The 23,049-nt window shown below is 71.7% G+C and carries 23 protein-coding genes; 11 read left to right on the top strand and 12 right to left on the bottom strand.

Annotated elements, in window-relative coordinates:
• Positions 1-71 precede the first annotated feature (71 nt).
• The 3 genes from Pen02_RS19295 to Pen02_RS19285 form a co-directional block, all read right to left on the bottom strand.
• A complete protein-coding gene (locus tag Pen02_RS19295; RefSeq protein WP_203867471.1) occupies positions 72-1,763 on the bottom strand; it encodes a monocarboxylic acid transporter in 1,692 nt (563 codons plus the stop codon).
• Positions 1,760-2,140 (bottom strand): DUF485 domain-containing protein, encoded by a 381-nt coding sequence (locus Pen02_RS19290; protein ID WP_203867470.1) that lies wholly within the window; start codon positions 2,138-2,140, stop codon positions 1,760-1,762. Before Pen02_RS19290 ends, Pen02_RS19295 begins: the two co-directional genes overlap by 4 nt.
• 241 nt (positions 2,141-2,381) lie before the next feature.
• Positions 2,382-2,990: a flavin reductase family protein gene (locus tag Pen02_RS19285; protein ID WP_307837722.1), complete on the bottom strand. Its 609-nt coding sequence runs from the start codon at positions 2,988-2,990 to the stop codon at positions 2,382-2,384.
• A 102-nt stretch (positions 2,991-3,092) separates the two neighbouring features.
• Between Pen02_RS19285 and Pen02_RS19280 the strand changes: the two genes are divergently transcribed.
• Both Pen02_RS19280 and Pen02_RS19275 read left to right on the top strand, forming a co-directional pair.
• Positions 3,093-3,593 carry an RNA polymerase sigma factor gene (locus Pen02_RS19280; protein WP_203867469.1) on the top strand — a complete coding sequence of 167 codons (501 nt, stop codon included), beginning with the start codon at positions 3,093-3,095 and terminating at the stop codon, positions 3,591-3,593.
• Positions 3,586-4,419: a hypothetical protein gene (locus Pen02_RS19275; RefSeq protein ID WP_203867468.1), complete on the top strand. Its 834-nt coding sequence runs from the start codon at positions 3,586-3,588 to the stop codon at positions 4,417-4,419. The genes Pen02_RS19280 and Pen02_RS19275 overlap by 8 nt, the downstream gene beginning before the upstream one ends.
• A gap of 100 nt (positions 4,420-4,519) precedes the next feature.
• On the opposite strand, the gene Pen02_RS19270 is transcribed toward Pen02_RS19275, so the two are convergent.
• The 4 genes from Pen02_RS19270 to Pen02_RS19255 form a co-directional block, all read right to left on the bottom strand.
• Positions 4,520-6,163 (bottom strand): sodium/solute symporter, encoded by a 1,644-nt coding sequence (locus Pen02_RS19270; RefSeq protein ID WP_203867467.1) that lies wholly within the window; start codon positions 6,161-6,163, stop codon positions 4,520-4,522.
• A 1-nt stretch (position 6,164) separates the two neighbouring features.
• On the bottom strand, positions 6,165-6,572 hold the full coding sequence (locus Pen02_RS19265; protein ID WP_203867510.1) for a DUF485 domain-containing protein: 408 nt from the start codon (positions 6,570-6,572) through the stop codon (positions 6,165-6,167).
• Between the two features lie 216 nt (positions 6,573-6,788).
• Entirely contained in the window at positions 6,789-6,971 is a 183-nt protein-coding gene (locus Pen02_RS19260) for a DUF397 domain-containing protein (RefSeq protein ID WP_203867466.1), read from the bottom strand.
• A complete protein-coding gene (locus tag Pen02_RS19255; RefSeq protein WP_239140945.1) occupies positions 6,968-7,774 on the bottom strand; it encodes a helix-turn-helix domain-containing protein in 807 nt (268 codons plus the stop codon). Before Pen02_RS19255 ends, Pen02_RS19260 begins: the two co-directional genes overlap by 4 nt.
• 601 nt (positions 7,775-8,375) lie before the next feature.
• Here Pen02_RS19255 and Pen02_RS19250 point away from each other — a divergent pair.
• Positions 8,376-8,663, top strand: coding sequence for a flavin reductase (locus tag Pen02_RS19250; protein ID WP_203867464.1), 288 nt, complete (start codon positions 8,376-8,378; stop codon positions 8,661-8,663).
• Positions 8,664-8,785: 122 nt separating this feature from the next.
• Here the strand turns inward: Pen02_RS19250 and Pen02_RS19245 are convergent, their stop codons facing one another.
• The 3 genes from Pen02_RS19245 to Pen02_RS19235 all read right to left on the bottom strand — a co-directional run bounded on the left by Pen02_RS19245 (position 8,786) and on the right by Pen02_RS19235 (position 12,762).
• Positions 8,786-10,489: a DUF4153 domain-containing protein gene (locus Pen02_RS19245; RefSeq protein ID WP_239140959.1), complete on the bottom strand. Its 1,704-nt coding sequence runs from the start codon at positions 10,487-10,489 to the stop codon at positions 8,786-8,788.
• A 359-nt stretch (positions 10,490-10,848) separates the two neighbouring features.
• Entirely contained in the window at positions 10,849-11,967 is a 1,119-nt protein-coding gene (locus Pen02_RS19240; RefSeq protein WP_443678481.1) for a HAMP domain-containing sensor histidine kinase, read from the bottom strand.
• A gap of 108 nt (positions 11,968-12,075) precedes the next feature.
• The gene (locus Pen02_RS19235; RefSeq protein WP_203867463.1) at positions 12,076-12,762 is read right to left on the bottom strand and encodes a response regulator transcription factor; all 687 of its coding nucleotides are present in this window, start codon (positions 12,760-12,762) and stop codon (positions 12,076-12,078) included.
• Positions 12,763-12,967: 205 nt separating this feature from the next.
• Here Pen02_RS19235 and Pen02_RS19230 point away from each other — a divergent pair, with 205 nt between their 5' ends.
• The 3 genes from Pen02_RS19230 (at position 12,968) to Pen02_RS19220 (ending at position 16,175) form a co-directional block, all read left to right on the top strand.
• Positions 12,968-13,609: a hypothetical protein gene (locus Pen02_RS19230; protein ID WP_203867462.1), complete on the top strand. Its 642-nt coding sequence runs from the start codon at positions 12,968-12,970 to the stop codon at positions 13,607-13,609.
• Positions 13,610-13,686: 77 nt separating this feature from the next.
• Complete coding sequence (locus Pen02_RS19225; protein WP_203867461.1) at positions 13,687-15,033, top strand: radical SAM protein; 1,347 nt, start codon at positions 13,687-13,689, stop codon at positions 15,031-15,033.
• 5 nt (positions 15,034-15,038) lie between these two features.
• Positions 15,039-16,175: a formylglycine-generating enzyme family protein gene (locus tag Pen02_RS19220; protein ID WP_203867460.1), complete on the top strand. Its 1,137-nt coding sequence runs from the start codon at positions 15,039-15,041 to the stop codon at positions 16,173-16,175.
• 92 nt (positions 16,176-16,267) lie between these two features.
• Here Pen02_RS19220 and Pen02_RS19215 read toward each other — a convergent pair whose 3' ends face one another.
• A complete protein-coding gene (locus Pen02_RS19215; protein WP_203867459.1) occupies positions 16,268-16,828 on the bottom strand; it encodes a phosphoribosyltransferase family protein in 561 nt (186 codons plus the stop codon).
• A gap of 208 nt (positions 16,829-17,036) precedes the next feature.
• On the opposite strand from Pen02_RS19215, the gene Pen02_RS19210 reads away from it, so the two are divergent.
• The 4 genes from Pen02_RS19210 to Pen02_RS19195 all read left to right on the top strand — a co-directional run bounded on the left by Pen02_RS19210 (position 17,037) and on the right by Pen02_RS19195 (position 21,657).
• Positions 17,037-17,669 carry a septal ring lytic transglycosylase RlpA family protein gene (locus tag Pen02_RS19210; RefSeq protein WP_203867458.1) on the top strand — a complete coding sequence of 211 codons (633 nt, stop codon included), beginning with the start codon at positions 17,037-17,039 and terminating at the stop codon, positions 17,667-17,669.
• A 309-nt stretch (positions 17,670-17,978) separates the two neighbouring features.
• A complete protein-coding gene (locus Pen02_RS19205) occupies positions 17,979-19,103 on the top strand; it encodes a PP2C family protein-serine/threonine phosphatase (protein ID WP_203867457.1) in 1,125 nt (374 codons plus the stop codon).
• Positions 19,104-19,347: 244 nt separating this feature from the next.
• On the top strand, positions 19,348-21,240 hold the full coding sequence (locus tag Pen02_RS19200; RefSeq protein WP_203867456.1) for an acyl-CoA dehydrogenase: 1,893 nt from the start codon (positions 19,348-19,350) through the stop codon (positions 21,238-21,240).
• 147 nt (positions 21,241-21,387) lie between these two features.
• On the top strand, positions 21,388-21,657 hold the full coding sequence (locus Pen02_RS19195) for a DUF6458 family protein (RefSeq protein ID WP_203867455.1): 270 nt from the start codon (positions 21,388-21,390) through the stop codon (positions 21,655-21,657).
• 89 nt (positions 21,658-21,746) lie between these two features.
• Here Pen02_RS19195 and Pen02_RS19190 read toward each other — a convergent pair whose 3' ends face one another.
• Positions 21,747-22,295: a SixA phosphatase family protein gene (locus Pen02_RS19190; protein ID WP_203867507.1), complete on the bottom strand. Its 549-nt coding sequence runs from the start codon at positions 22,293-22,295 to the stop codon at positions 21,747-21,749.
• 426 nt (positions 22,296-22,721) lie between these two features.
• Between Pen02_RS19190 and Pen02_RS19185 the strand changes: the two genes are divergently transcribed.
• Positions 22,722-22,988, top strand: a complete 267-nt coding sequence (locus tag Pen02_RS19185) for a DUF6458 family protein (RefSeq protein WP_203867454.1) — start codon at positions 22,722-22,724, stop codon at positions 22,986-22,988.
• Positions 22,989-23,049 lie beyond the last annotated feature (61 nt).

The raw sequence follows: 23,049 nt of genomic DNA, 5'->3' as shown, positions 1-23,049 counted from the left end.
GGGTGGTGCCGGACAGTACTCGTGTCCGGCACCACCCGTTATGTCGACCTGACTGTGGGTGAGAATCCGCGTCAGTGTGCTCCGGCGCCGGTGAGCGCACGCACCTCCAGTTCGGCGTACTTGTCCTCGTCCGACTCCTTGGAGATCAGGGTGCCGATCCAGCCGCAGAGGAAGCCGATGGGGATGGAGATGATGCCCGGGTTGGACAGCGGGAACCACTGCCAGTTGTGGTCCGGGAACATCGCGGTGGGCGCCCCGGAGACCACCGGGGAGAAGAACACCAGCCCGACGGCGCTGATCAGACCGCCGTAGATCGCCCAGACCGCGCCGGACGTGTTGAACCTCTTCCAGAACAGGCTGTAGAGGATCGCCGGCAGGTTGCCGGAGGCCGCCACCGCGAAGGCCAGGGCCACCAGGAACGCCACGTTCAGGTTCTGCGCGAAGATCGACAGTACGATCGAGATCGCGCCGATGACCAGGGCGGCGACCCGGGCGACGTTGACCTCCTGGCGCTCCGACGCCTGCCCGCCCTTGATGACGTTGGCGTAGAAGTCGTGCGCCAGGCTGGACGAGGAGGCCAGGGTCAGCCCGGCGACCACCGCGAGGATGGTGGCGAAGGCCACCGCCGCGATGATCGCGAGCATCGCCGCCCCGCCGACGTCGCCGCCGAGGAAGTCGACCCCGAGCGCCTCGGCGAGCTGCGGTGCGGCGGTGTTGCCGGCCGCGTCCTGCGCGGTGATCGCCTCCCGGCCCACCAGGGCCGCCGCGCCGAAGCCGAGGGCCAGGGTGAACAGGTAGAACGTGCCGATGATGCCGATCGCCCAGAGCACGCTCTTCCGGGCCGTCTTGGCGGTCGGCACGGTGTAGAAGCGGATCAGGATGTGCGGCAGGCCGGCCGTGCCGAGTACCAGGGCGATGCCGAGGGAGAGCAGGTCGACCTTGTTGTAGAAGGTCTTCGTCGCGTCCCCGGCCACTTCCACGCCGTAGCGGAGTCCTGGTTCGAGGAACGCGGATCCCTTGCCGGAGGCGTTGGCCGCGTCGCCGAGCAGGGTGGAGAGGTTGAACTTGTAGTGCGCCAGCACCAGCAGCGTCATCACCAGGGCGCCGCTCATCAGCAGGAACGCCTTGACGATCTGCACGTAGGTGGTGCCCTTCATGCCACCCACGGTGACGTAGATGATCATGAGGGCGCCGACCATGATGATGGTGGCGATCTTCGCGGCGTCCGCGTCCATGCCGAGGAACGTCGTACCCGGCCGGATGCCCAGCAGCAGTGCGACCAGCGCACCCGCGCCGACCATCTGGGCCAGCAGGTAGAAGATCGACACAGTGATGGTGGAGACCGCCGCCGCCGTACGGACCGGCTTCTGCCGCATCCGGAACGCCAGCACGTCGGCCATCGTGTAGCGGCCCGAGTTCCGCAGCAGTTCCGCCACCAGCAGCAGGGCGACCAGCCAGGCGACCAGGAACCCGATCGAGTAGAGGAACCCGTCGTAGCCGTACAGCGCGATGATGCCGGCGATGCCGAGGAACGACGCGGCGGACATGTAGTCGCCGCCGATCGCCATCCCGTTCTGGAAGCCGGAGAACGACCGACCGCCGGCGTAGTAGTCGGTGGCGGTCTTGGTCTGCCGGCTGGCCCAGATGGTGATGCCCAGGGTCACCGCGACGAAGACCAGGAAGAGTGTGATGGTCAGGGTACGGGCGGTGCTGCTCCCCGCCTCCGCAGCCAGCGTGAAGCCGGCGATGACGTCCCGACTCATGCCGTCGCCTCCTTCTGCTCGTCGGTCGCGACCGCACTGGTCTCGCCGTTCAGATCCTCACGGATCTTGTCGGCGACCGGGTCCAGCTTCTGACTGGCGTACCGGGAGTAGAGCCAGGCGATCAGGAAGGTGGAGACGAACTGCAACAGCCCGAAGACGAGGGCCACGTTGATGTTGCCGACGAGCTTGGTGCCCATGAAACCGCGCGCGTACGCGGAGAGGATCACGTAGAGCGCGTACCAGAGGAAGAACGCCACGGTCATCGGGAAGACGAAGCCGCGAAGCGCCTTTCGCAACCCGACGAACTCGTCCGATCGCTGTGCGGCGACGTACCGATCCGGCGGTGCGCTGGCCGGCGCGGGAGTGTCCGTAGACATGCTGGTCTCACCACCTTCGCAGGAGCAGGGAGTTTCCGCGCACCGTAGGGAGCCGTCCGGTCATCGGAAAGCAGTGATCCGGAGCCTGGTCGCCGGGTGCGCCGAACGGGCCGGTGGCTGCGCCCAGTGACCCGGGTCACGCCGCTTGGCGACGGGACCGGGTCAGCACCAGGGCTGCGGTGGCCGGGTCGAGCTATCCGGCCAGTTCCGGGTCGAGCTACCCGGCCAGTTCGGGGTTGAGCTACCCGGCCAGTTCGCGGTAGCGGCCACGGTGGTGCAGCAGCGGTGCGGCCGTACCCGCCAGCTCGACCGTCTCGATCGTGGCCTCGACCAGCAACGCCCAGCCGTACTCCCGGGCGCCGTCCAGCCGGCAGCCGGCCCAGCCGCCGATGTCGGCACCGCCCGGTACCGGGCCGTAGGGCGTGCGCGTCCACTCGCCGGTGGCGAAGAGGCCGCCGGGCGAGGGGAAGAGCCCGGCGAACCGGTCGGCGAGCTGCCGGTGTGCCGGGCCGAGCAGGGTGACCGCGAACCGGCCACCGGCCGACGCCGCCGCCCACAGCTCCGACTCCTCGTCGACCAGCCCGAGCAGTCGACCCGGCTCGCCGTCGGCGACCAGCGTGGACGAGACGGTCAGCCCGGCCGGTTCGCCCGGGTCGCCGGTCGGGCCCGTCGTCGCGTACGCCGTCCAGAGCGTCACCGGTGCCGGTAGCCGGCCGCGCAGCCGGCGCACCGGGGAACGGTCCCGTTCCGGGGTGGCGAACGGGTCGGTGTGGTGGATCTGCCCGCCCGGCGGCTCGGCTCGGTTCACCGCACCATTGTGCCGGCCGAGCCGCCCGGCGGTGCCGCGCACGGCTCCCCCTCGCCCCGGCGGTGTCACGTCTTCGACAGGAGACAGGAAACCGTGGCCGGTCCCGGCGGGTGTTAGCGACAGGGGATCCGGACGGGAGGGGCGATGGCCCAGGGGAGTGATTTCGAGGAGTTCTACCAGAGCACCCGGCATCGGGTCGTCACGGTGCTCTACGCACTCGGCGGCAACATGGCGGACGCCCAGGACGCCACCCAGGAGGCGTACGCGCGGGCCTGGCAACGCTGGACGAAGGTGGGCGGGTACGCGGATCCGGAGGCATGGGTGCGGGTCGTCGCCCGGCGGATACAGCTCAACCGCTGGCGGAAGCTGCGGAACGGCCTGGTCGCGTACCGCCGGCACGGTCCGCCACCGCCGGTGGAGCCACCGTCGGAGAACAGTGCGGCGTTGGTGGCGGCGCTCCGGCAACTGCCTGCGGACCAGCGCGAGGCGATCGTGCTGCACCACCTGGTGGACCTGCCGGTGGCGGCGGTGGCGACCCAGCTCGGGGTACCGGTCAACACCGTCAAGACCCGGTTGGCCCGTGGTCGTCGAGCCCTCGGCCACCTGATCGGGGCCGAATTCACGGAGGAGAACGCGCATGCCTGACCGACTCTTCGAGGATCTCTACCGCGACACCGAGGGACTGCGCTGGGCGACGGCGACCCAGGTGCGGAAGCGGGGCCGGCAGCTTGCCCGGCGGCGGACCGCCACCGGACTGGCGGTCGCCGTCGTCCTGGTGGTCGCCGGTGCCGCCGGTACGGCGGTCGCGCTGGCCGGCTCCGGACCGTCGCCCGAGCTACCCGACGTGGTGGCGACCGCACCGAGCACGCCCCCGCCGTCGGCCGTAACGCCGTCCGCCACCCCGCCGACCGGAGGCGGGCCGTCCTCGCCGACCACGAGCCGGTCGGACCCGCCGGCCCTGGCCGACCGCACCGGCGGCGACGCGTCCCGGGCGATGCGTGTTCCGGCCGACGCGATGCTCCGGGCGTCCGACCTCGCGCCCGGGTACCGCGTCGACGACCCGGAGCACGAGGGCGACTGGCTGCTCGGCTTCTTCGCAGGGCTCTGCGACGGGTGGGACTCCGGCGGTCTGTCGCCGGTGGCCTACCGGGAGCGGTACTTCGTGCACGGCCGCGACGGCGTCCAGCAGCGGGTGGAGCGGTACACCCGGACGTTGGCGTCGGACTATCTGCCGACCCTGCGGGCCAACCTGCGGAACTGCCCGGAGATCGGTGTCGACGTCGTCGACGAGGGCTTCGCCGGTGACGAGTCGCTGCTCGCCGTCACGGACGACCGGCACGGCTGGATCGTCGTCCGCAGGGGCGACCTGGTGACCCAGATCGCGATCGACACGCCCGGCGACCGGGCCGGGGCCCGGCGGCTCGCCGAGCGGGCGGCCCTGCGGCTCTGCGCCGGTACCGACCGGTGCTGACGCCGGCCCGGCGTTGACCCGGGCGGACGTAGGGCGGACCGGTGCTGGCCCCGGCCCGGTGTCGACCCGGGCGGACGTAGGGCGGAGACGCTTCGGCTGGTCAGAGCCGGAGCGTCTCCGGGGCGTGCAGCCGCAGCATCGTCGCCGCGACGTCGGTCGGCGCCCGGCGCCGGGTCGCCCAGGAGACGGTGACCATCACCGTGAAGGCGAGCGGCACGGTCCAGGCCGCCGGCTGGGCGATCAACACGGCCGGCCAGCCGGCCAGCTCCGGCCCGGTCACGGTGAAGAGCACCGCGCCGACCGCCGCGCCGCCGCCGACCAGGATTCCGGCCGCCGCACCCGCGTCGGTCAGGCCGCGCCACCAGATGCCGAGCACCAGCAGCGGGCAGAAGCTCGACGCGGCGACCGCGAACGCCAGCCCGACGACCTGGGAGACGTCCATCCCGGAGACGTTCAGCGCCAGCACCATCGGCACCAGACCGGCGACCACCGTGGCGAGCCGGAAGTCGCGTACCGAGCCGCGGCCGAGAACGTCGGTGGAGAGCACCCCGGCCACGCTGGTCAGCAGCCCGGACGAGGTGGAGAGGAAGGCGGCGAACGCCCCAGCGGCGACCAGCGCGGCCAGCAACTGGCCGGTCAGGCCGTCGCCGAGCGCGGCGCCGGGCAGCAGTACCACCACCGCGTCGGTCCGGCCGGTCAGCAGCAGTTGCGGGGTGTAGATCCGGCCGAGGACGCCGTACAGGGTGGGGAACAGGTAGAAGGCGCCGACCAGGGCCAGCACCACCAGGGTGGTACGCCGGGCCGCCGCGCCGTCCGGATTGGTGTAGAAACGCACGAGTACGTGTGGTAGCCCCATCGTGCCGAGGAAGGTCGCCAGGATCAGCGAGTAGGTGGCGAAGAGTCCCCGGTCGTCGTCGCCGGCCATGCTCGGCAGCAGCCAGTCGAGCCCGCCGGCCGCGTCCACGCTGGAGATCTCCGGCACCGGCTCACCGGCCGCGAAGGTCAGCTCCTCGCCGGGGCGTACCTCCCGGAAGGAACCGTCCGGCAGGGTGAGCGTCGCCGGCTCCTCGACCACGACGGTGGTCGCGGCCGGAAAGACCGGACCGCCGACCGGGGTGACCGGCGGTCGGGCGTCCGCCTGCCACTGCAACACCAGGAAGATCGCGGGTACGGCCAGCGCGGTGAGCTTGAGCCAGTATTGAAACGCCTGCACGAAGGTGACCGCACGCATCCCGCCCAGCGCCACGTTGGCGGTCACCACCGCCGCGACCAGCAGCGCACCGAGTTCGTAAGGTCCGCCGGCGACCGTGGTCAGGGTCAGCCCGGCGCCCTGCAACTGCGGCACCAGATAGAGCCAGCCGATGAAGACGACGAAGAGGGTGGCCAGCTTGCGCAGCCGGCGGGAGCCGAGCCGCAGCTCGCAGAAGTCGGGCAGGGTGAACGCCCCCGACCGGCGCAGCGGGGCGGCCACGAAGAGCAGCAGGGCCAGATAGCCGGCGGCGAACCCGACCGGATACCAGAGCACGTCCACGCCGTACTTGAGGATCAGGCCGGCGATGCCGAGGAAGGAGGCGGCGGAGAGGTACTCCCCGCCGATCGCCGCCGCGTTCCAGGTCGGGCTGACCATCCGGGACGCCACCAGGAAGTCCGAGGTGGTCCGGGCCAGGGTCAGCCCGTAGAAGCCGATCGCGACGGTGACCAGGGTGACCACGATGATCGCCGGCACCGTGTACGCGTTACCCACCTCAGCGCTCCGGCCGCTGGACCACGTCGGTGAAGTCCTGCTCGTTGCGCTCGGCCAGGTGCACGTACGCCCAGCCGACCGCGACCAGGAACGGGAAGGCGGCCAGCCCGAGCAGCAGCCACGGCAGGTTGACCCCGAACAGCTTCGCCGCGCCGACCTCCGGGGCGATCGCGAACAGCAGCGGCAGCCCGCCGAGCCCGATCCCGACCACCAGTGACAGCCGTAGCGCCAGGGCGAGTTGGGCCCGGACCAGGCCGCGTACCAGTGCCTCGCCGACCTGGGTCTGCTCGGTCAGCTCGGCCCGGGTCCGTTCGGCGCCGGTGCCGACACGGGCCACCTCGGCCAGTACCACCCGGGTCCGGCGGGCCGGACCGGGCGGCCCCGGCTTGGGCTGCGGATCGACGGGGATGGCCACCCCGGCAGTCTCACCGCCTGGCCAGGAAAGTCAAGTCACCACCTGGCCCGCACCGGGCGGCCCGACTAACTGAACGACGTTGCCGGTAGCCGCCGTGGCGGACGCGTGGGTAGCCCGGGTGTCACTACGTCACGGCCTGCCATCGGGCGGGCCTGAAATGCGCGAAGGACCCCCGGCATGACGCCGAAAGCCCCTGCGGGGGTGCTGCGGTCAGTGCCGCTTTGCGAGGCCGACGAACGCCCGCCACGCAGCCGGCTCGAAGGCCAGCGTTCCGCCGTCACGGTCCTTCGTGTCCCGGACCAGGACGACGCCGGGCAGGTTGTCGGCAACCTCTACGCATGACCCGCCGTTCGTTGACGAGCGGGTCGACTTTCGCCACCGTGCGCCGGTCATGTCCATCTCTTGGCCACTTCCTTGATCAAGTCAAGCGACTGTCTGTTCGGGAGCGCCTCGCTCCGCACGGCCTCCCACGATCTTGTCAGATTAGCAATGTCGCTGGGGCGCTCGATGATGTCGGCGCCGATCTGGTGGTCCAGGTGGCCGTACTGGCGGTTGTCCTCCATCGTGGCGATGATGAACGACCCGGCCAGCCCGGGGTAGAGCCCGACGTCCGACGGCACGACGTGGACCTGAACGCTGGGCAACTCCGCGCAGACGATCAGGTGGTCAAGCTGCTCGGCCATCAGCTTTCCTGAGCGGCCGACCGTGCGCTCCAGGACCGACTGGTCGAGCACGACAGTGAGGCTCGGCGGCTTCTCTCTGCTGAGGATGCTCTGCCGCTCCATGCGTGATGCCACCCGCTTGTCGATTTCGTCCGGCGTGAACAGCTTGCCGACACCGAGTGTCGCCCGCGCGTACGCCTCGGTCTGAAAAATGCCGGGGATGAACGACTGCTCGTACCAGCGGAGCGCTGCGGCCTCGCGCTCCAGCACGATCCACTCACGGAGCCAGATCACGGCCTCCGCGTAGTCCTTGACCATCTCGTCCCAGGCGTTCTCGAAGTAGCCGTCCGTCTCCAGCGCGGCGTCCACGAAGCGCAGGTGTTCCAGGGTGAGCGGTGCCGTGCCGTTCTCGATCGCGGATATCTGGGAGCTGGAGCAGAAGCACTTCGCGCCCAGAGCTTCCTGGCTCATGTTCGCGGCCTTACGGCGGCGGCGCAGCTCCCGAAGCAAGAACTCCAAAGGTGAAATTCCCACGCCTTGCACACCTCTCCACGATTTTCCCGAAGCTGCCAGAGATCGCCAGGAGCCGCCGGACCTGGGTCTGATACGCCGGAAAGCAGCTCCTCCACTGTCGACTGTAGGCCCGCAAGCAGCAGAGTGTCACTCAGCAGAACTGTTCGGTGACCGCTTAGCGCCCGAGTGGAACTCGCCCGGGAGCCGGTCTCATCCCCCGCTGAGATTGGCTCCCCTCCAACTCCCCGAGGAGGTTGTGATGAGAAGGCTCCTTCGGTATTTGACCGGGCGGCCCTACCACCGGCGGGACTGGCGGCGGCTCTGGCTGTTCTGCCGGTGCGGGCACCGTTGGTGCTGCCCCGCTTCGTCGCCGTCAGCGTCGGTAATCCCGGACCGCGCTGCATTCCGGGCGGGGGTGCGCCGCGCCCAGGCCGAAGCCGCGATCACTCGCGTGGCCGCCACGGTCCGGCAGACTCACCCGGCGCCGGGGCGCCGCGTAGCCAACCGCCGCGACGGATGGAACAGCCCGACCCGCGCGTATCCCAGGCTCTCCAACGGCCGGGCCGGAAACCTCACGCCCGCCCAGGAACACCGCGCCCGGCACAGCGAGCGGGTCTGACCAGTGATCGGGCCGTGGGCGCGCTGGGATCGGCACATCGCCCGACGGCGCCGGCTTGAGCACCAGATCGGCCAGCATCTCCCCGGAGCCACGTACGTCTGTGTGGAATGCGAACACGACTGGCCCTGCCCACACGCCCGCCTGGCACTCCTGATCGGCTTCGACGGCAACCGGGTCGGGCTGATGATGTACCTCGCCGCGCATCTTCCTCGCGCCTTGGAGGCGTTACCCGACCGGCATCCCGCCCTGATCGTCGGCCAGATCCTCTACTGGGTACCGCGCCGACGTTGACGAACCTGCCTCATCACCCCACACCTGCCCCGGGCCGCCAGTTCTTCCCCCGTAACGAAGGCGGCCCGGGGTGGGCCTCGAAGTCAGATCGTCGTCGGGGCCGGGTCAGGTCACGATCCGGGTCAGGTCGGGCAGAACCTTCGGCTGGTCGCCGGGCGCTCGGCAAGAATCCGGCGGGCCTCGATCCGGGCGAGATTGGTCTCCCGCCAGTCGTCCGGTCGGGAACCGGCCGCCAGGCTCCACAGCGCGCAGTCGCGCAGCGAATCCGGCAGCCGGTCGAGCGCCGGTACCGCGTCGGCGGAGAGCCCGGACAGGTAGGCGATGTCGATCTGGCCGCTCTGCCGGTACCGGTCGACGTTGTGCTCGGCGATCAGCCGGTCCGGATTCGCCAGCGCCAGGGTGAGCAGCGCGAGGACCGCCGTACCGATCGCCAGTCCGGGCAGCCAGCGGGCGGCCAGCCGTACCCCGGCCAGCGCGATCAGCACGAAGACCAGCCCCAACCACGCCTCGCAGACGGCGACCAGCAGCCGGAGCCGGGTCGCGCCGTACGCGTCGGCGTAGACGTCCATCCGGAACAGTGCCGAGGCCACCACCACCAGGCTGAGCAGGGTCAGCGCGCCGAGCAGGATCCGGATCAGCGCCCGGTCCGTCCGGCTCTTCCGGGGCGCCCAGCGGGCGGCGGCGCCGATCACCAGCAGGGTGAGCAGGGAGACGGCGAGCAGTTGCCAGAAGCCGCGCCGGGCGTACTCGGCGTAGGTGAGCCCGGCGGTCCGCAGCACGTGCTCCGAGCCACCGAAGAGGGTGGTGACCTGGACCGCGACGAACCCGGCGAAGAGCGCGTCGAGCAGGACGACCGGCAGCATCCACTCGGCCCGGTGGAGCCGTCGACGGCTCGGGTCGGCCGCCATCCCGGTCAGGTCCGGCGGGGCCGCGAGCACGTACGCCGCGCCGAGCAGCGCCGCGCCGACCGTGACGAACAGGAACACCCAGCGGAACATGGTGCGCACCGAGAGTTCCGGAAGGATTTGGTCCAGCAGTCCGGCGAAGGCCGCGTCGGCGGAGGAGAAGAGCAGGCCGAAGACGACGAGCAGGCCGAGCGACACGACAACGCTGACCAGGGTACGCGCCACCGCCGGCCCCCGACCCGACCCTGCCGACCGGGTCAGCCCCTTGGCCAGCCACGGCATCGCCTCGATCACGGCTGCCGGCGGGACCAGGGCGGAGAACAGGAGTGCGCGTACCGACCGGCCGTCCGTGATGGTCAACGTCGCCGTGAGCGCGGCGGTGAGCAGGCAGAGTACGAACAGCCAGCCCGCCGCCCGGATCGTGCCGACGCCGAGCAGCGCGACGGTCGCGGCGGCCCAGAGCGGCCGGACCCAGCCGACTCGGCGCCAGCCCTCGGCCGGGCCGCTCGCCGGGCGGGTGCCGCTCCCGGTACCGACCGGGCGGGTGCCGCTCCCGGTGCTCGGCGGTCGGGTACCGCCAGGGGCGCCGGCCGAGTGGATGTTTCCCGGGGTGTCGGTCGGGCGGGTGTTGCCCGGGGTGTCGGTTGGGCGGGTGTCGGCGGGGTGTGCGGTGGGCCAGGCGGCGGTGACCAGGGCGGCCGTCCCGGCGAGTCCGGCGATCAGCCAGCCGATGCCGGCCCGGGTCAACGGGATGCTCACCGCAGCGACGGTCGCCGCCGCTGCCACCCCGACGAGCACCGGACGGGTCGGGCCACCGATCGGCCCGGGCCAGCGGGTGGCGATCCACGACGGGGCGGGCACGGCCACCGGACCCGGTGCCATACCCCAGCCGGCTACGGGTGCGGCCGGTGCCCAGACCATCGGGGCACCGCCGGGCGGCGGCGGCCCGAGTGGCCGGAGCGGGGTCGGACCCGGTGCCGGCCCGGCCACCGGACCCGGCGCCGTCGGGCCCGGACGCTGAGCCGGGGCGGGCACGCCGACCGGCCCGGCGGAAGCCGGCGGCGGCGGGTCGGCCGGGGCGGAGGCGCTGTCACCCGAAGCCGTGCTGCCGGGACCCCCGTCCCTGCTCGGCCCGGTCGTGGTCGGTCCGGTCGTGGTCGGTCCGGTCGTGGTCGGTCCGGTCGTGGTCGGTCTGGTCGTGCTCGGTCCGGTCGTGCTCGGCCCGTTCGGGGTTGGTTGGTCCGGGGTCGGTTGGTCCTGCTTCGTCGGGTCCACGTCGCTCACCTTTGCTCCACCAGTACGGCGGAATGCGCTCCGGCGAGCGGTGGCACCATCGGCAGGCTCACCCGGATCTGGCAGCCGACGGGTCGGTTCGCGCCGATCGACGTACCGGACTCGACCAGGGGGCGGTCGGCCACCGCGATGCTGCCGCCGTGCAGTTCCACCACCCAGTGCGCGATCGCCAGGCCCAGCCCGGTACCGCCGTCGCTGGTCCGCTCGCCCCGGGTGAACCGTTCGAACACCTCCGGCCGGAGCCGGGCCGGAATCCCCTCGCCCTCGTCGGTCACCTCGAACCGCATCTCGTCGCCGACCCGCTCGGCGCTGACCAGTACGGTGCCGCCGGCTGGACTGTGCCGGGCGGCGTTGTCCAGCAGGTTGGCGAAGACCTGGTGCAGCCGCCGGGGATCGGCCCGCACGGTCAGCGGGGCGGACTGCTGGCGTACCTCGAACCGGACGTCGCGCCCGGCACCGGACGCGGTCACCGCGGCCTGTTGGATCACCTCGGCCAGGAACTCCGCCACGTCGAGGTCCTCCCGGCGCAGCGGCAGCACCCCGGCGTCCAGCCGGGACAGGTCGAGCAGGTCGGCGACGAGGTGACCGAGCCGCTCGGTCTGGGCCAGCGCGACCCGCAGCGTCGGCAGGTCCGGCTCCGCCACCCCGTCGACGATGTTCTCCAGTACACCCTGGAGGGCGGTGATCGGGGTACGCAGCTCGTGCGACACGTTCGCGATCAGCTCCCGTCGACGCCGGTCGGCCTCGGCCAGGTCGCCCGCCATCTGGTTGAACGCGGCGGCCAGCGTGCCGACCTCGTCCCGGGAACTGGCCCGTACCCGCCGGGTGTAGTCGCCCCGGGCCATCGCCCGTGCGGCGGCGGTCATCTCGCGCAGTGGCGAGGTCATGCCGTGGGCCAGGAGCTGCGAGGTGAGCAGCGCCAGCACCACCGCCGTACCGGTGGTCCAGGGCGGCAGCCAGCCGATGCCGATGATGAAGACGGTCATCCCGGCGGCTCCCGAGCCGACCATCAGGATGCCGAGCTTCAGTTTGATCGACCAGATCGGGTCCAGCGGTCGGGGCAGTACGTCCATCGTCCGGTTCACCCCGGTCCAGAAGCCGGTCACGGTGCAGTCCTTTCGTTCGCGACTGCGGGGCTCGCAAGCTCACTCCTCGCGCTCACGGTGCAGTCCTTTCGTTCGCGACTGCGGGGCTCGCAAGCTCACTCCTCGCGCTCACGGGCGTACCTCCAACGCGTAGCCGACGCCGTGCACGGTGCGGATGAGATCGGCGCCGAGCTTGCGGCGCAGCGCCTTGACGTGGCTGTCGACGGTGCGGGTACCCGAGCCGTCGGCCCAGCCCCAGACGTCGGCGAGCAGCCGTTCCCGGGGCAGTACCGTCCGGGGCCGGTTGGCGAAGTGCGTCAGCAGGTCGAACTCGGTCGGGGTGAGGTGTGCCTCGACCCCGTCCCGGCGGACCCGCCGTTCGGCCTGGTTGATTTCGAGGTTCCCGATCCGGAGGATCTCGGCCCCGTCCCGGGCCGCGCTCGCGGCCCGGTCGACCCGACGCAGCAGCGCGTGCACCCGGGCGGCGAGTTCGCGCAGCGAGAACGGCTTGGTGAGATAGTCGTCGGCCCCGACGGCGAGCCCGACCAGCAGGTCCGTCTCGTCGTCCCGGGCGGTCAGCATCAGCACCGGTACCGGCCGGTCGGCCTGGATCCGCCGGCACACCTCCAGCCCGTCGAAGCCGGGCAGCATCACGTCGAGGACGACGAGTTCGGGGCGACCGCTGCGGAACGCCTCGACGGCGCCCGGCCCGTCCCGCGCGATGTCCACCACGAAGCCCTCGGCCCGCAGCCGGGCGGCCACCGACTCCGCGATGGTGCGCTCGTCCTCCACGACCAGGATCCGGCGTTCCGTCATGCCACTGACTGTAGAAACCCGGCGTGCGGGAAGCGGGACCACGTTGTGAACAACCTGTGTAAAACCGCGTCGCCCTGTGGATAACCGTCGGACCAGGGGAAATCCGGGCCGGATTCCGGCCGGAAAGCACCGGAAAGGGTACGTCTCCGGCTGGCGTCGCTGCGGTAGGTTGGGCGACCTTGGAGCGGCGGGACGAGAGGTGGGCATGCCGGACCGGGAACTGAAACTCAACTCGGTGTCGAGGTACGCCAAGGAGTCGCCGCTGTTCATCCTGGAGGAGCACGGGCACTGCGAGGTGCCGGCCGGTTGTGGCGGCGTGGTGCTCCGCTGGCGGGACCCGCTGGCCGGGGTGCCGCTGCGGGTCCAGCTCTACGCTGCCGGGGAGTGCCGGTTCCTGCTCGACGGCGTGGAGCCGCCCTCGGCCCGCCCGGTCGTCCCGTACGGCGAGCACGTCCTCGCCTTCACCGTCGCGGACGTCGACCCGGCGTTCATCGCGCTGATGTTCGCCGCCGTGCACCGCCCGGGCCACGACCCGCACGTCGACTCCACCCCGGAGCAGGCGGTCGAGATCTCGATCCTGTCCACCGTGGACGGCGGCTGGCGGTGGTCGCCGGTCGAGCCGGCCGACGACCGCTGGACCCGCCCGGGTTTCGACGACGGCGACTGGGCGCCGATGGAGCCCCGGACCGCGCACCGGCCGCCCGAGGGTACCGGCTGGGACCAGGCCGGCTACCAGGTCGGGCGGCTCGGCGAGCTGGGTGCGGTGGGGTTGGGCGTGCCGGTGGCCGCCGACCGGATCTGGGTACGCGCCGGCTTCCGGCTCACCCCACCCGGCGGTACCCGGTGACCGGCGCGGCGGCGGCCCAGTCCCCGTCCCCGACGCCGGCCACGATGCCGCCCCCGTCGCCGCCCCCGCCTCCGCTGGTGCTGGTTCCGCAGCACTTCGGCAGCCTGGTCTTCGACCGCCGCACCTCGCGGTACCTGCCGTTCGACGCCGAGGCCACCGCACTGCTGCGCCGGCTCGTCGACCGGCCGGTCGGGGAGGTGCTGTCGGAGGTGGCCGACGACGGGCACCGCGAGCGGCTGCTCCGGTTCTACGAGCACTTCTACGAGCTGGGCTTCTTCACGGTGGGGCACCGGTTCGCCGGTGTCGTGCTCGACGGTCCGGAACCGCCGGCCGACCACCTGGCCGGGCCGCTCGCCGTACACCTGGAGGTCGTCTCCGCCTGCAACCTGAGCTGTACGCACTGCTTCGCGGGGGACCTGCCGCGTCGGGAGCGGCGGCTGAGCCTGGCCGAGATCGATCGGCTCTTCGCCGAGATGGCGAGCCTCGGCAGTTTCCGGCTCGGCCTCACCGGCGGTGAACCGCTGCTCCGCAAGGACCTGTTCCAGATCATCGACCTCGCCACCGCGCATGGTCTCGCCCCCTGTGTCACCACCAACGGGCTGCTGGTCACCGAGGAGATCGCCCGGGAGTTCGGCCGGCGGGAACTGGTCTGGCTCAACGTCAGCCTGGAGGGCGCCACGGCCGAGAGCAACGACCGGGTACGCGGCGCCGGCACCTTCGACCGGGTGCTGGACCGGTTGGCGGTGCTCCGCCGGTACGCCCGGTTCACGCTGGCTTTCACGATCATGCGCTCGAACGTCGCGGAGGTCGAGGCGTGTGCCCGGCTCGCCCGCGAGGTGGGCGCGGACACGGCGGTGTTCCGGCCGCTCTACCCGGTCGGGGTGGCACAGCGGCACCTGGAGCTGATGCCGACCTTCGCCGAGTACAACACCGCGCTGAACACCCTGGCCCGGCTGGACGACGACCGGATGGAGCTGCGCCAGATCGACCCGTTCGGCCCGCACACCCGGCGGGATACCCAGTCGGTGGTGCAGCAGAACTACGGCTGCGGCGCCGGCAACCTGGTCTGCTCGGTCTCGGTCGCGGGCGACGTCAACCCGTGCAGCTTCCTCGGCCCCCGGTTCGTCGCCGCGAACGTCCGGGACCGGTCGCTGGCCGACATCTGGCGACACAGCACCGGATTCCGGTCGATCCGGGCGCTGCCGCACACCGAGCCGGCCAGCAGCCGGGGCGGGACCGCCACCTTCGGCGGCGGCTGCCGCGCGCGGGCGCTGGTGCTGAACGGCTCGGTGAACGCGCCGGACCCGTGGATCACCGACCAGGTCGCGCTGGAACGGCTCACGCCGGATCCGGTACGCAATCCGCTGGTGGTGCTCGACGTGTCGGCGGGGACGGGGCGGGGCCGCCCGTCCTGCGGGAGCTGACCGGGGTGACGGCGGTCGAGGAGTGGCTGCGCGCCGAGCGGGCGGCGACCGGTGGGCCGGTCCGGCTGCGCCGACTGGCCCGGAAACTGGTCCGGGCCGGCGAGCTGCGGGCCGCGGCGGCGGTTTACGACCGGGCGTACGCGCTCGACCCGGGCGACGCCGAGCTGGCCGGCGCGCGGCGGGACCTGTTGGACCGGTTGGCCGTCGAGGAGCACGGACTGACCTTCCGGTACGTCCCGGCCGGTACCTTCCTGATGGGCTCGGAGACGGCCGACCCGGACGAGTGGCCGGTGCACCGGGTACGGCTGGACGGCTACTGGCTGTCCGAGACGGCGGTGAGCTGGTCGACGTACTGCCGGTTGATGGGGTGGCGACCGCCGCCGGACGGGCAGCCGGAGCCGGACGACGATCCCGACCCGGCCGGCCGGCGCGGGCGGTTCGTGCTCGACTCGGCGAACCGGATCCGACTCCAGTACTGCGAGGACGAGACCACCCGGGCGGTCGACTGGCACGCACACCATCCCCGGATGACGCTGAGCCGGGGCGACGAGCCGGTCGACCCGGCGTCCGTGTTCGGCGTACCGCCCCGCGCTGATCCGAGCCGGCCGTGGGGGTACGACGACAAGCCGATGGTCTGCGTCGCCGCGCAGGAGGCCGAGGAACTCTGCGCGGCGATCTCCACGGAGACGGTCCGTTACCGGTTGCCGACCGAGGCGGAGTGGGAGCGGGCGGCCCGGGGCGGGCTGGTCGGCCGCCGCTATCCGTGGGGGGACGAGCCGCCGACGCGAGAGCACTGCGACTTCGACCGGTTCGACGAGTTGTCGATCCTGCCGATGCGCCGGCTTCCGCCCAACGGCTACGGCCTGTACGGGATGGCCGGCTCGGTCTGGGAGTGGACGGCCGACTGGTACGACGCCGAGTACTACCTCGAAAGCCCGGTGGAGAGTCCGACCGGCCCGGCCGACGGGGAGCAGCGGGTGCTCCGGGGCGGTTCCTGGGCCGACTGTGCCGGCGCGGTAAGCGTCTCGTTCCGGATGTCCCGCGCCTCGACGAGTTGGCGGGACGACGACTGGGGCGACCACCTCGCGCCGAACATCGGCTTCCGGCTGTGCCGTACGGAGCAGCCGCCGCCGGCCACCTGAGAGTCTCGGCACGCCTACGCTCGGCCACCTGAGAGTTCCGGCACGGCTACACCCGGCCACCTGGCCGACAGGGCACGACTGCGCCCGGTCGGTCAGGGGTCAAGGTCGGTCGGGGTGAGCAGGCTGTCCAGCCGGAGTTCGGCCGCCACCTCCGGGGAGCACTCGGCGACCAGGCAGGCGGCGCCGAGCACGGTGGCGCCGCGCGCGGCGGCGACCTCGTAGAGGGCACGTACCTGGGCGCCGCTGGCCACCCAGTCGTCCACCACCAGTACCCGGTCGCCGGGGCCGAGGTGCCGGTCGCGTACCCCCAGGGCCAGCCGGCGGCCCCGGTAGTCGGCGCCGGTCCAGGCCCAGGTGGTCGGCTCGGCGATCCGCCGCTCTCCGGTGTTCTTGTACGCCGGCACGAGCCCGACGCCCAGCGCGGTCGCCACCAGCGGCGCCAGCAGCAGCCCGGTGACCTCCGGGGCGACCACCACGGTGGGCGGATCGGCCCGGTACGGCTCGGCCAGCGCCGGACCGAGGTCGGCGAGGATCGCCGGGTCCCGCCACCAGCCGGAGGCGTCGCTGACCAGGTGGCTGCTCTCCGGCCCGGGGTCGGTCCAGCGGAACGCCTCGACCAGCCGTCCACGCAGCCGCGCCCGTACGGGAAGCATCCTGTGATTCTCCGTGACGTCCGACCCGGCCCCGACCGCCCCCGCCCCCCTCGCGGTACCGGGCACGTCCGACCCACTCGGGGTCGGATGATCGGCTACACGTTTCACCACATAACCGGGCGAAAACACATGATCACGTTGACTTCCGAAGTACCACCCTCGTTACGGTCCGACCTGATCTCTGTTGTTGCTGGGAGGGGACGGTCCGGTGGCTGGAAAGCATGCCCGTGCTCGGATTCTGCGCTGGCCGACCGGTGTGGTGGCCGCCGGTGCGGTCGCCGTCGCGCTGGTCGGCGCGGGTGCGGCCGGCGTGGTGAAACTCGGCACGGATCCGGCCGCCAGCACCTCGGCGCCCACCCTGGTCGACGTGACCAGTCCGGGTACCCCGGGCGGGCCGGTGACCACATCGCCGACCCCGGACGCGCTGCCGCCCAGCCCGACCCGGTCGCCCGAGCGCGCCTCCCGGGCCAGTACCCGCCCCTCGCCGAGCCAGACCCGGCGCAGCACCGCGAAGCCCGCCACCAAACGACCGGTGGCCAGCCCGACGAGCCGGGTGGTCGAGACCGGGTCCTGCGGCGCCTCCTACTACGACCAGGGCCAGGTCACCGCGAACGGCGAGGCGTTCGACCCGAACGCGCTGACCGCCGCGCACAAGACGCTGCCCTTCGACACCCGGGTCCGGGTGACGAACCCGGACAACGGCCGGTCCGTGGTGGTCCGGATCAACGACCGGGGGCCGTTCGTCGAGGGGCGCTGCATCGACCTGTCCCGGGCCGGCTTCGAGGCGATCGCGTCGCTGAGCCTCGGTGCCATCGACGTCCGCTACGAGGTACTCGGCTGAGTGCCCCGGACCGTCGGCGCGGCACCCCTCGACGCACTGGCCCGAATCCGTGCTCTGGTCCGGGATCGGCGCGGCGGCTCGGGATCGACGGGGCAGCTCGGGATCGGCGGTTCGGGATCGGCGGCGCGTCCCGGTGACGGGGCGACCGCGTGACGTGAGCCCGATGATCTAAGAATGTTCATTCGACTTGCAACGGTTGGCTGACTCGGCGACAAGATCCGGCGGATCCGGACCGCTGGGATGCGCCAGGTGGCCAGAACCCGATCGGACGAGGAGTCAACTTCGTACAATCGCGCTCGTCGATCAGGCATGCTGTTCGGCGTACCCATGCAACTGATGCCGCCGGGCCGTCGCCCGCTGAGCCAAGGTTCCCGCGCCGGCCTCGGCGCGGCCCTAGTGCTGCTCGCGCTCGTCTCGGTGGTGGAGTTCGCTGACGAATCCAGGGTCAACTATGTCGGCCTGGTCGCGGCGGCCCCGTTCCTGGCCGCCGCCTTCGCCTCCTGGCGGGTGGTACTCGCGGTCGGCGTGATCGCCACCGTGCTGGCCGCCTCGCTGGCCTGGGGCGGCCGGGTGGTGCCGCTGGCCACCACGGTCAACCTGGTCGGCGTGGTACTCGCGACGGCGATCGCGGCGCTGTTCGCGGTGATCCGGCAGCGGCAGGCCGACCGGATCGCCGAGTTGTCCAAGCTCGCCTCCGTGGCCCAGCAGGCGGTACTCCGTCCACTCGGTCCGCAGGTCGGCAGTCTGGCGGTGGCCGGGCACTACATCTCGTCGACCGCCGCCGCCGACATCGGCGGTGACCTGTACGAGGCGATCGACACCCCGTACGGCGTGCGGATCATCATCGGCGACGTCCGGGGCAAGGGGCTGGACGCGGTCCGGCTGGCCAGCATCGTGCTCGGCTCGTACCGGCACGTGGCGTACGAGCGGGCCGACCTGCGGGCGATCGTGGCCGACCTGGACCGGTCGGTGGCCCGGAACGTCGGCGACGAGGACTTCGTCACCGCGGCCCTGGTGGAGGAGCGCGGCGGTACGCTCACGATCGTCAACTGTGGTCATCCGGCCCCCCTGCTGCTGCGGCGTGGTCAGGTGATCCCGATGGAGCCGCCGGCTCCCGCGCCGCCGCTGGGGTTCATGCCGGTGGTCCGGCCCCGGGTCGAGCGGCTCGAACCGGGCGACCGGCTGCTGCTCTTCACGGACGGGCTCGGCGAGGCGCGCCGGGACGGGGAGTTCTTCCCCACCGCCGACCGGGCCTGGCGGCTGCTCGGGCACGGCACCGTCGCCGACGGACTGGCCTCGCTGGAGACGGCACTTGTCGAATGGGTACGCGGCCGGCTCGACGACGACATCGCACTGGTCCTGATGGAGTACCCGGGACCGCACTCGGCAACCGCCGCGCCGGTGCCGAGCTGGGAGGTCGGCGCCCCCGACTGAGCGACGCGGAACTCGGCGGCCCGGCGGTGCGGTGTCCGAACTGTGGACGGAGGCGGCGTCCTAGCCAAGATGGTGCGACCGGCCGCGACGCGCCGGGCGTCCGGTCCGGTACTGTGCGTCAGCTTGCTGTCACTGTGGTGCGGGTCACTGGTGTGGGTGCGCCACCATGACTTACCCGCGAGTAATATAACTCCTGTTACTGCCGGGTAACCTGTGTTCGCGACGTCCGGGGGGCAGAGGCGTAATGACCCACTACAGGAGCAATCGGCGAGACCTGGAGTTCAACCTCTTCGAGGTCTTCGGCGCGGACCAGGCGTTCGGCGCCGGCCCGTACGCCGAGTTGGACGCCGACACTGCGCGGAGCGTGCTCGCCGAGGTGGACCGGCTGGCCCGGGAGGACCTGGCGGCCAGCTACGCCGCGAGCGACCGCAACCCGCCGGTCTTCGACCCGGCCACGCACAGCGCACCGCTGCCGGAGCCGTTCAAGAAGTCCTACCACGCGCTGATGGCCTCGGAGTTCTGGCGGATGGACCTGCCGGCCGAGCTGGACGGCACGATGGCACCCCGCGCGCTCTGGTGGTCGGCGGCCGAGCTGATCCTCGGCGCCAACGCCCCGCTGTGGATGTACGCGGGTGGCCCCTCCTTCGCGCACACCCTCTACCGGGAGGGCACCGAGCGGCAGAAGAAGTGGGCGAAGCTCTTCGTCGAGAAGCAGTGGGCGTCGACCATGGTGCTCACCGAGCCGGACGCCGGTTCGGACGTGGGCGCCGGCCGGACCCGGGCGATTCCCCAGCCCGACGGGTCCTGGCACATCGAGGGGGTCAAGCGGTTCATCACCAGTGGTGAGCACGACCTGACCGACAACATCATCCACTATGTCCTGGCCCGGCCGGTCGGGGTGGAGGGCGTCGGCGGCCCCGGCACCAAGGGCCTCTCGCTGTTCGTGGTCCCGAAGTTCCACTTCGACTCCGAGACCGGGGAGCTGGGCGAGCGCAACGGCGCGTACGCGACCAACCTCGAACACAAGATGGGGCTCAAGGTCTCCAACACCTGCGAGATGACCTTCGGCGAGCACGGCGTACCGGCCAAGGGCTGGCTGCTCGGCGACGTGCACGACGGCATCCGGCAGATGTTCCTGATCATCGAGTACGCCCGGATGATGGTCGGCACCAAGGCGATCGCCACGCTCTCCACCGGCTACCTCAACGCCCTGGACTACGCGAAGAGCCGGGTGCAGGGTGCCGACCTGCTCCGCTCGACGGACAAGAACGCGCCCCGGGTGACCATCACGCACCACCCGGACGTGCGCCGCTCACTGATGCTCCAGAAGGCGTACGCCGAAGGGCTGCGGGCGTTGGTCTGCTACACCGCGACCTGGCAGGACCGGATCAACCTCGCCGAGGCGAACGGCGACGAGTCGACCGCCAAGCTGGCCAAGGGCGTCAACGACCTGTTGCTGCCGCTGGTCAAGGGAGTCGGCTCGGAACGCGCCTACGAGCTGCTCGGTCACGAGTCGTTGCAGACGTTCGGCGGCTCCGGTTTCCTCCAGGACTACCCGCTGGAGCAGTACGTCCGGGACGCGAAGATCGACACCCTCTACGAGGGTACGACCGCGATCCAGAGCCTCGACCTCTTCTTCCGGAAGATCGTCCGGGACCGTGGTACGAGCCTGATGGCGGTGGCCGGGGAGATCGCGGCGTTCGTCGAGTCCGGTGGCGGCACCGAGCCGGCCGACGCGGTCTCCGGCGGGCCGGGCGACGGCCGGCTCAAGGAGGAGCGGGCGGCCCTGGGTCGGGCGCTCGGCGAGGTGCAGGCGATGCTCGGCACCATGACCGGGTGGCTCGGCGACGCGCAGGGCGGCGAGGCGCGGGCGCTCTACAAGGTCGGGCTCGCCAGCCGGCGCTTCCTGCTCGCCGTCGGTGACCTGGTGGTCGGCTGGCTGCTGCAACGGCAGGCCGAGGTCGCGCTGCGGGCGCTGAGCGGCGAGGTATCCGCCCAGGACAAGGCGTTCTACACCGGCAAGCTGGCCGCCGCCCGGTTCTTCGCCCGGGAGGTGTTGCCCCGGATCGGTGCCGACCGGCGGATCGTGCAGGGCGCCGACCTGGAGCTGATGGACCTGCCCGAGGAAGCCTTCTGACCGAGCGGTACTCCGACGCTGTTCTCCGGCGGCCGGTGGAGCTGTTGCTCGCCGGCCGCCGCGCTATTGTTGAGGCGGTGCTAGGAGCAGTTTGACCTGATTTGTCATGAAAGCCCACGACCCATCGCACGGGGGAGTGCAGCGGACATGGGCATCGGTACAGGAATTTTCCTCATCACCCTGGGAGCCATCCTGACGTTCGCGGTCAGGGCGAACGTCTGGTGGCTCGACCTTCGTACGGTCGGCTGGGTCTTCATCCTGGCCGGGCTCGGCGTGCTGGCCACCACCATGTGGTACTGGCAGGACCGCAAGAAGCGGGCCCGGACCCTGATCGTCGAGGAGAACCGGCTGTCGCATCCGACGGCGATGATGCCACCGCCGCCGGATCCACCGCCGCCGAGCGCGCCACCCACCTGACAACCGTTTCGGGTGCCCGGCCTGGTCGCGACCGCACCGGCCGGGCACCCTTCGTCGGGGTACGCGGCACCGTGCCGCGATCCGTCCGGTCAGCCCCGGGCGGTGTGCCACTTGACGATCGGTCCCGCCCCGGGGCCCAGTTCCGCCCACCCGCCGTCAAACCGGTGGATGACGATTCCGCTGGTACGCAGCCCCTCCGGGTCGGCGTGCACCGGATCGAGCAGAGTGGACAGTTCCGAGATGGTCGGGTTGTGTCCGACCAGCAGCAGGGTGGGTGCGTCCGGATCGGTGCAACGGACGAGGTCGAGCAGATCTGTCGCGTACCCGTGGTAGATCCGCTGGTCGTACCGGACGGTCGGTACGCCGCCCGCCTGGCCGGTGCCGTCGGTACCTCCGGCGGGTCGGGCCTGGCCGTCGAGCGGGCGGATCGGTGGCGCGGCCATGCCCAGTGCGGCGTCGTGCCAGGTCTGCCGGGTGCGTTTGGCCGGCGAGCAGAGGACCACGGTCGGCAGGTAGCCGCCGTGGCCCAGCCAGGCACCTGCGGCGGCGGCGTCCGCGTGCCCACGGGCGGTGAGTGGACGGTCGGCGTCCGGCGCCGTGGTCGGCCGCTCGGCCTTGGCGTGCCGGAGCAGTACCAGACTTCGCGGCTGCGTTCCGGACGCGACCGGTGCCCCGGCCCCACCCGGCCGCCCGGCACTGCCCGACGCCGCACTCCCGCCCGATTCCGGGTTACCGCCCGACGCCGCGTTCCCGCCCGATTCCGGGTTACCGCCGGTTCCGCCGGCCGCGCTGGTGTCCGTCACGTTGTCTCCCCTGCGTCGCGTGGCGTGTGCGTCCGTCGCGTCGTCCCGGTGCGTGGCCGGCGTCGTCCCTGTGCTGCTCGGCCTCTGTCGCGGCGGCTGGCCCGGCCGGGCCAGCCGCCCGCCGGTTCGGCACCGGCAGCGACGCTGCTCCCAGCTTGCCGGATTCGGATTTGAAACGCCTGGGTATGTCGATGGACACCGCGACCCCGCGGACGGGACCGGCCCGACCGGTACCAGTCGACAGCCTAGGAGGGCGACACAGTGGGCATCGGTGGAAGCATCTTTCTCATTGCGCTCGGCGCGATCCTCGCGTTCGCGGTGGACGTCGAGACGGGCTGGCTCAACCTGAACGCCGTCGGCTGGGTACTGATGCTCGCCGGCGTGGTCGGGATCATCATGACCACCTACCTCTGGCGCAACCGTCGCCGTACCGTCGTCACGCCGGTGGTGGCCCCCCGGGTACCGGCCCGGGAGGAGCAGGTCGTCGAGGAGTACCACGAGGTACGCCGCCCCGGCCGCCCGCTCTGACGGCTGCTCCCCGAGGTCTGCACCGCGCGCGAATTCGCACCGTGCACCGCATCTGCACCCC

The organism is Plantactinospora endophytica (assembly GCF_016862915.1).
GTDB lineage: Bacteria > Actinomycetota > Actinomycetes > Mycobacteriales > Micromonosporaceae > Plantactinospora > Plantactinospora endophytica.
This window is presented reverse-complemented; position numbering and strand designations above follow the sequence as displayed.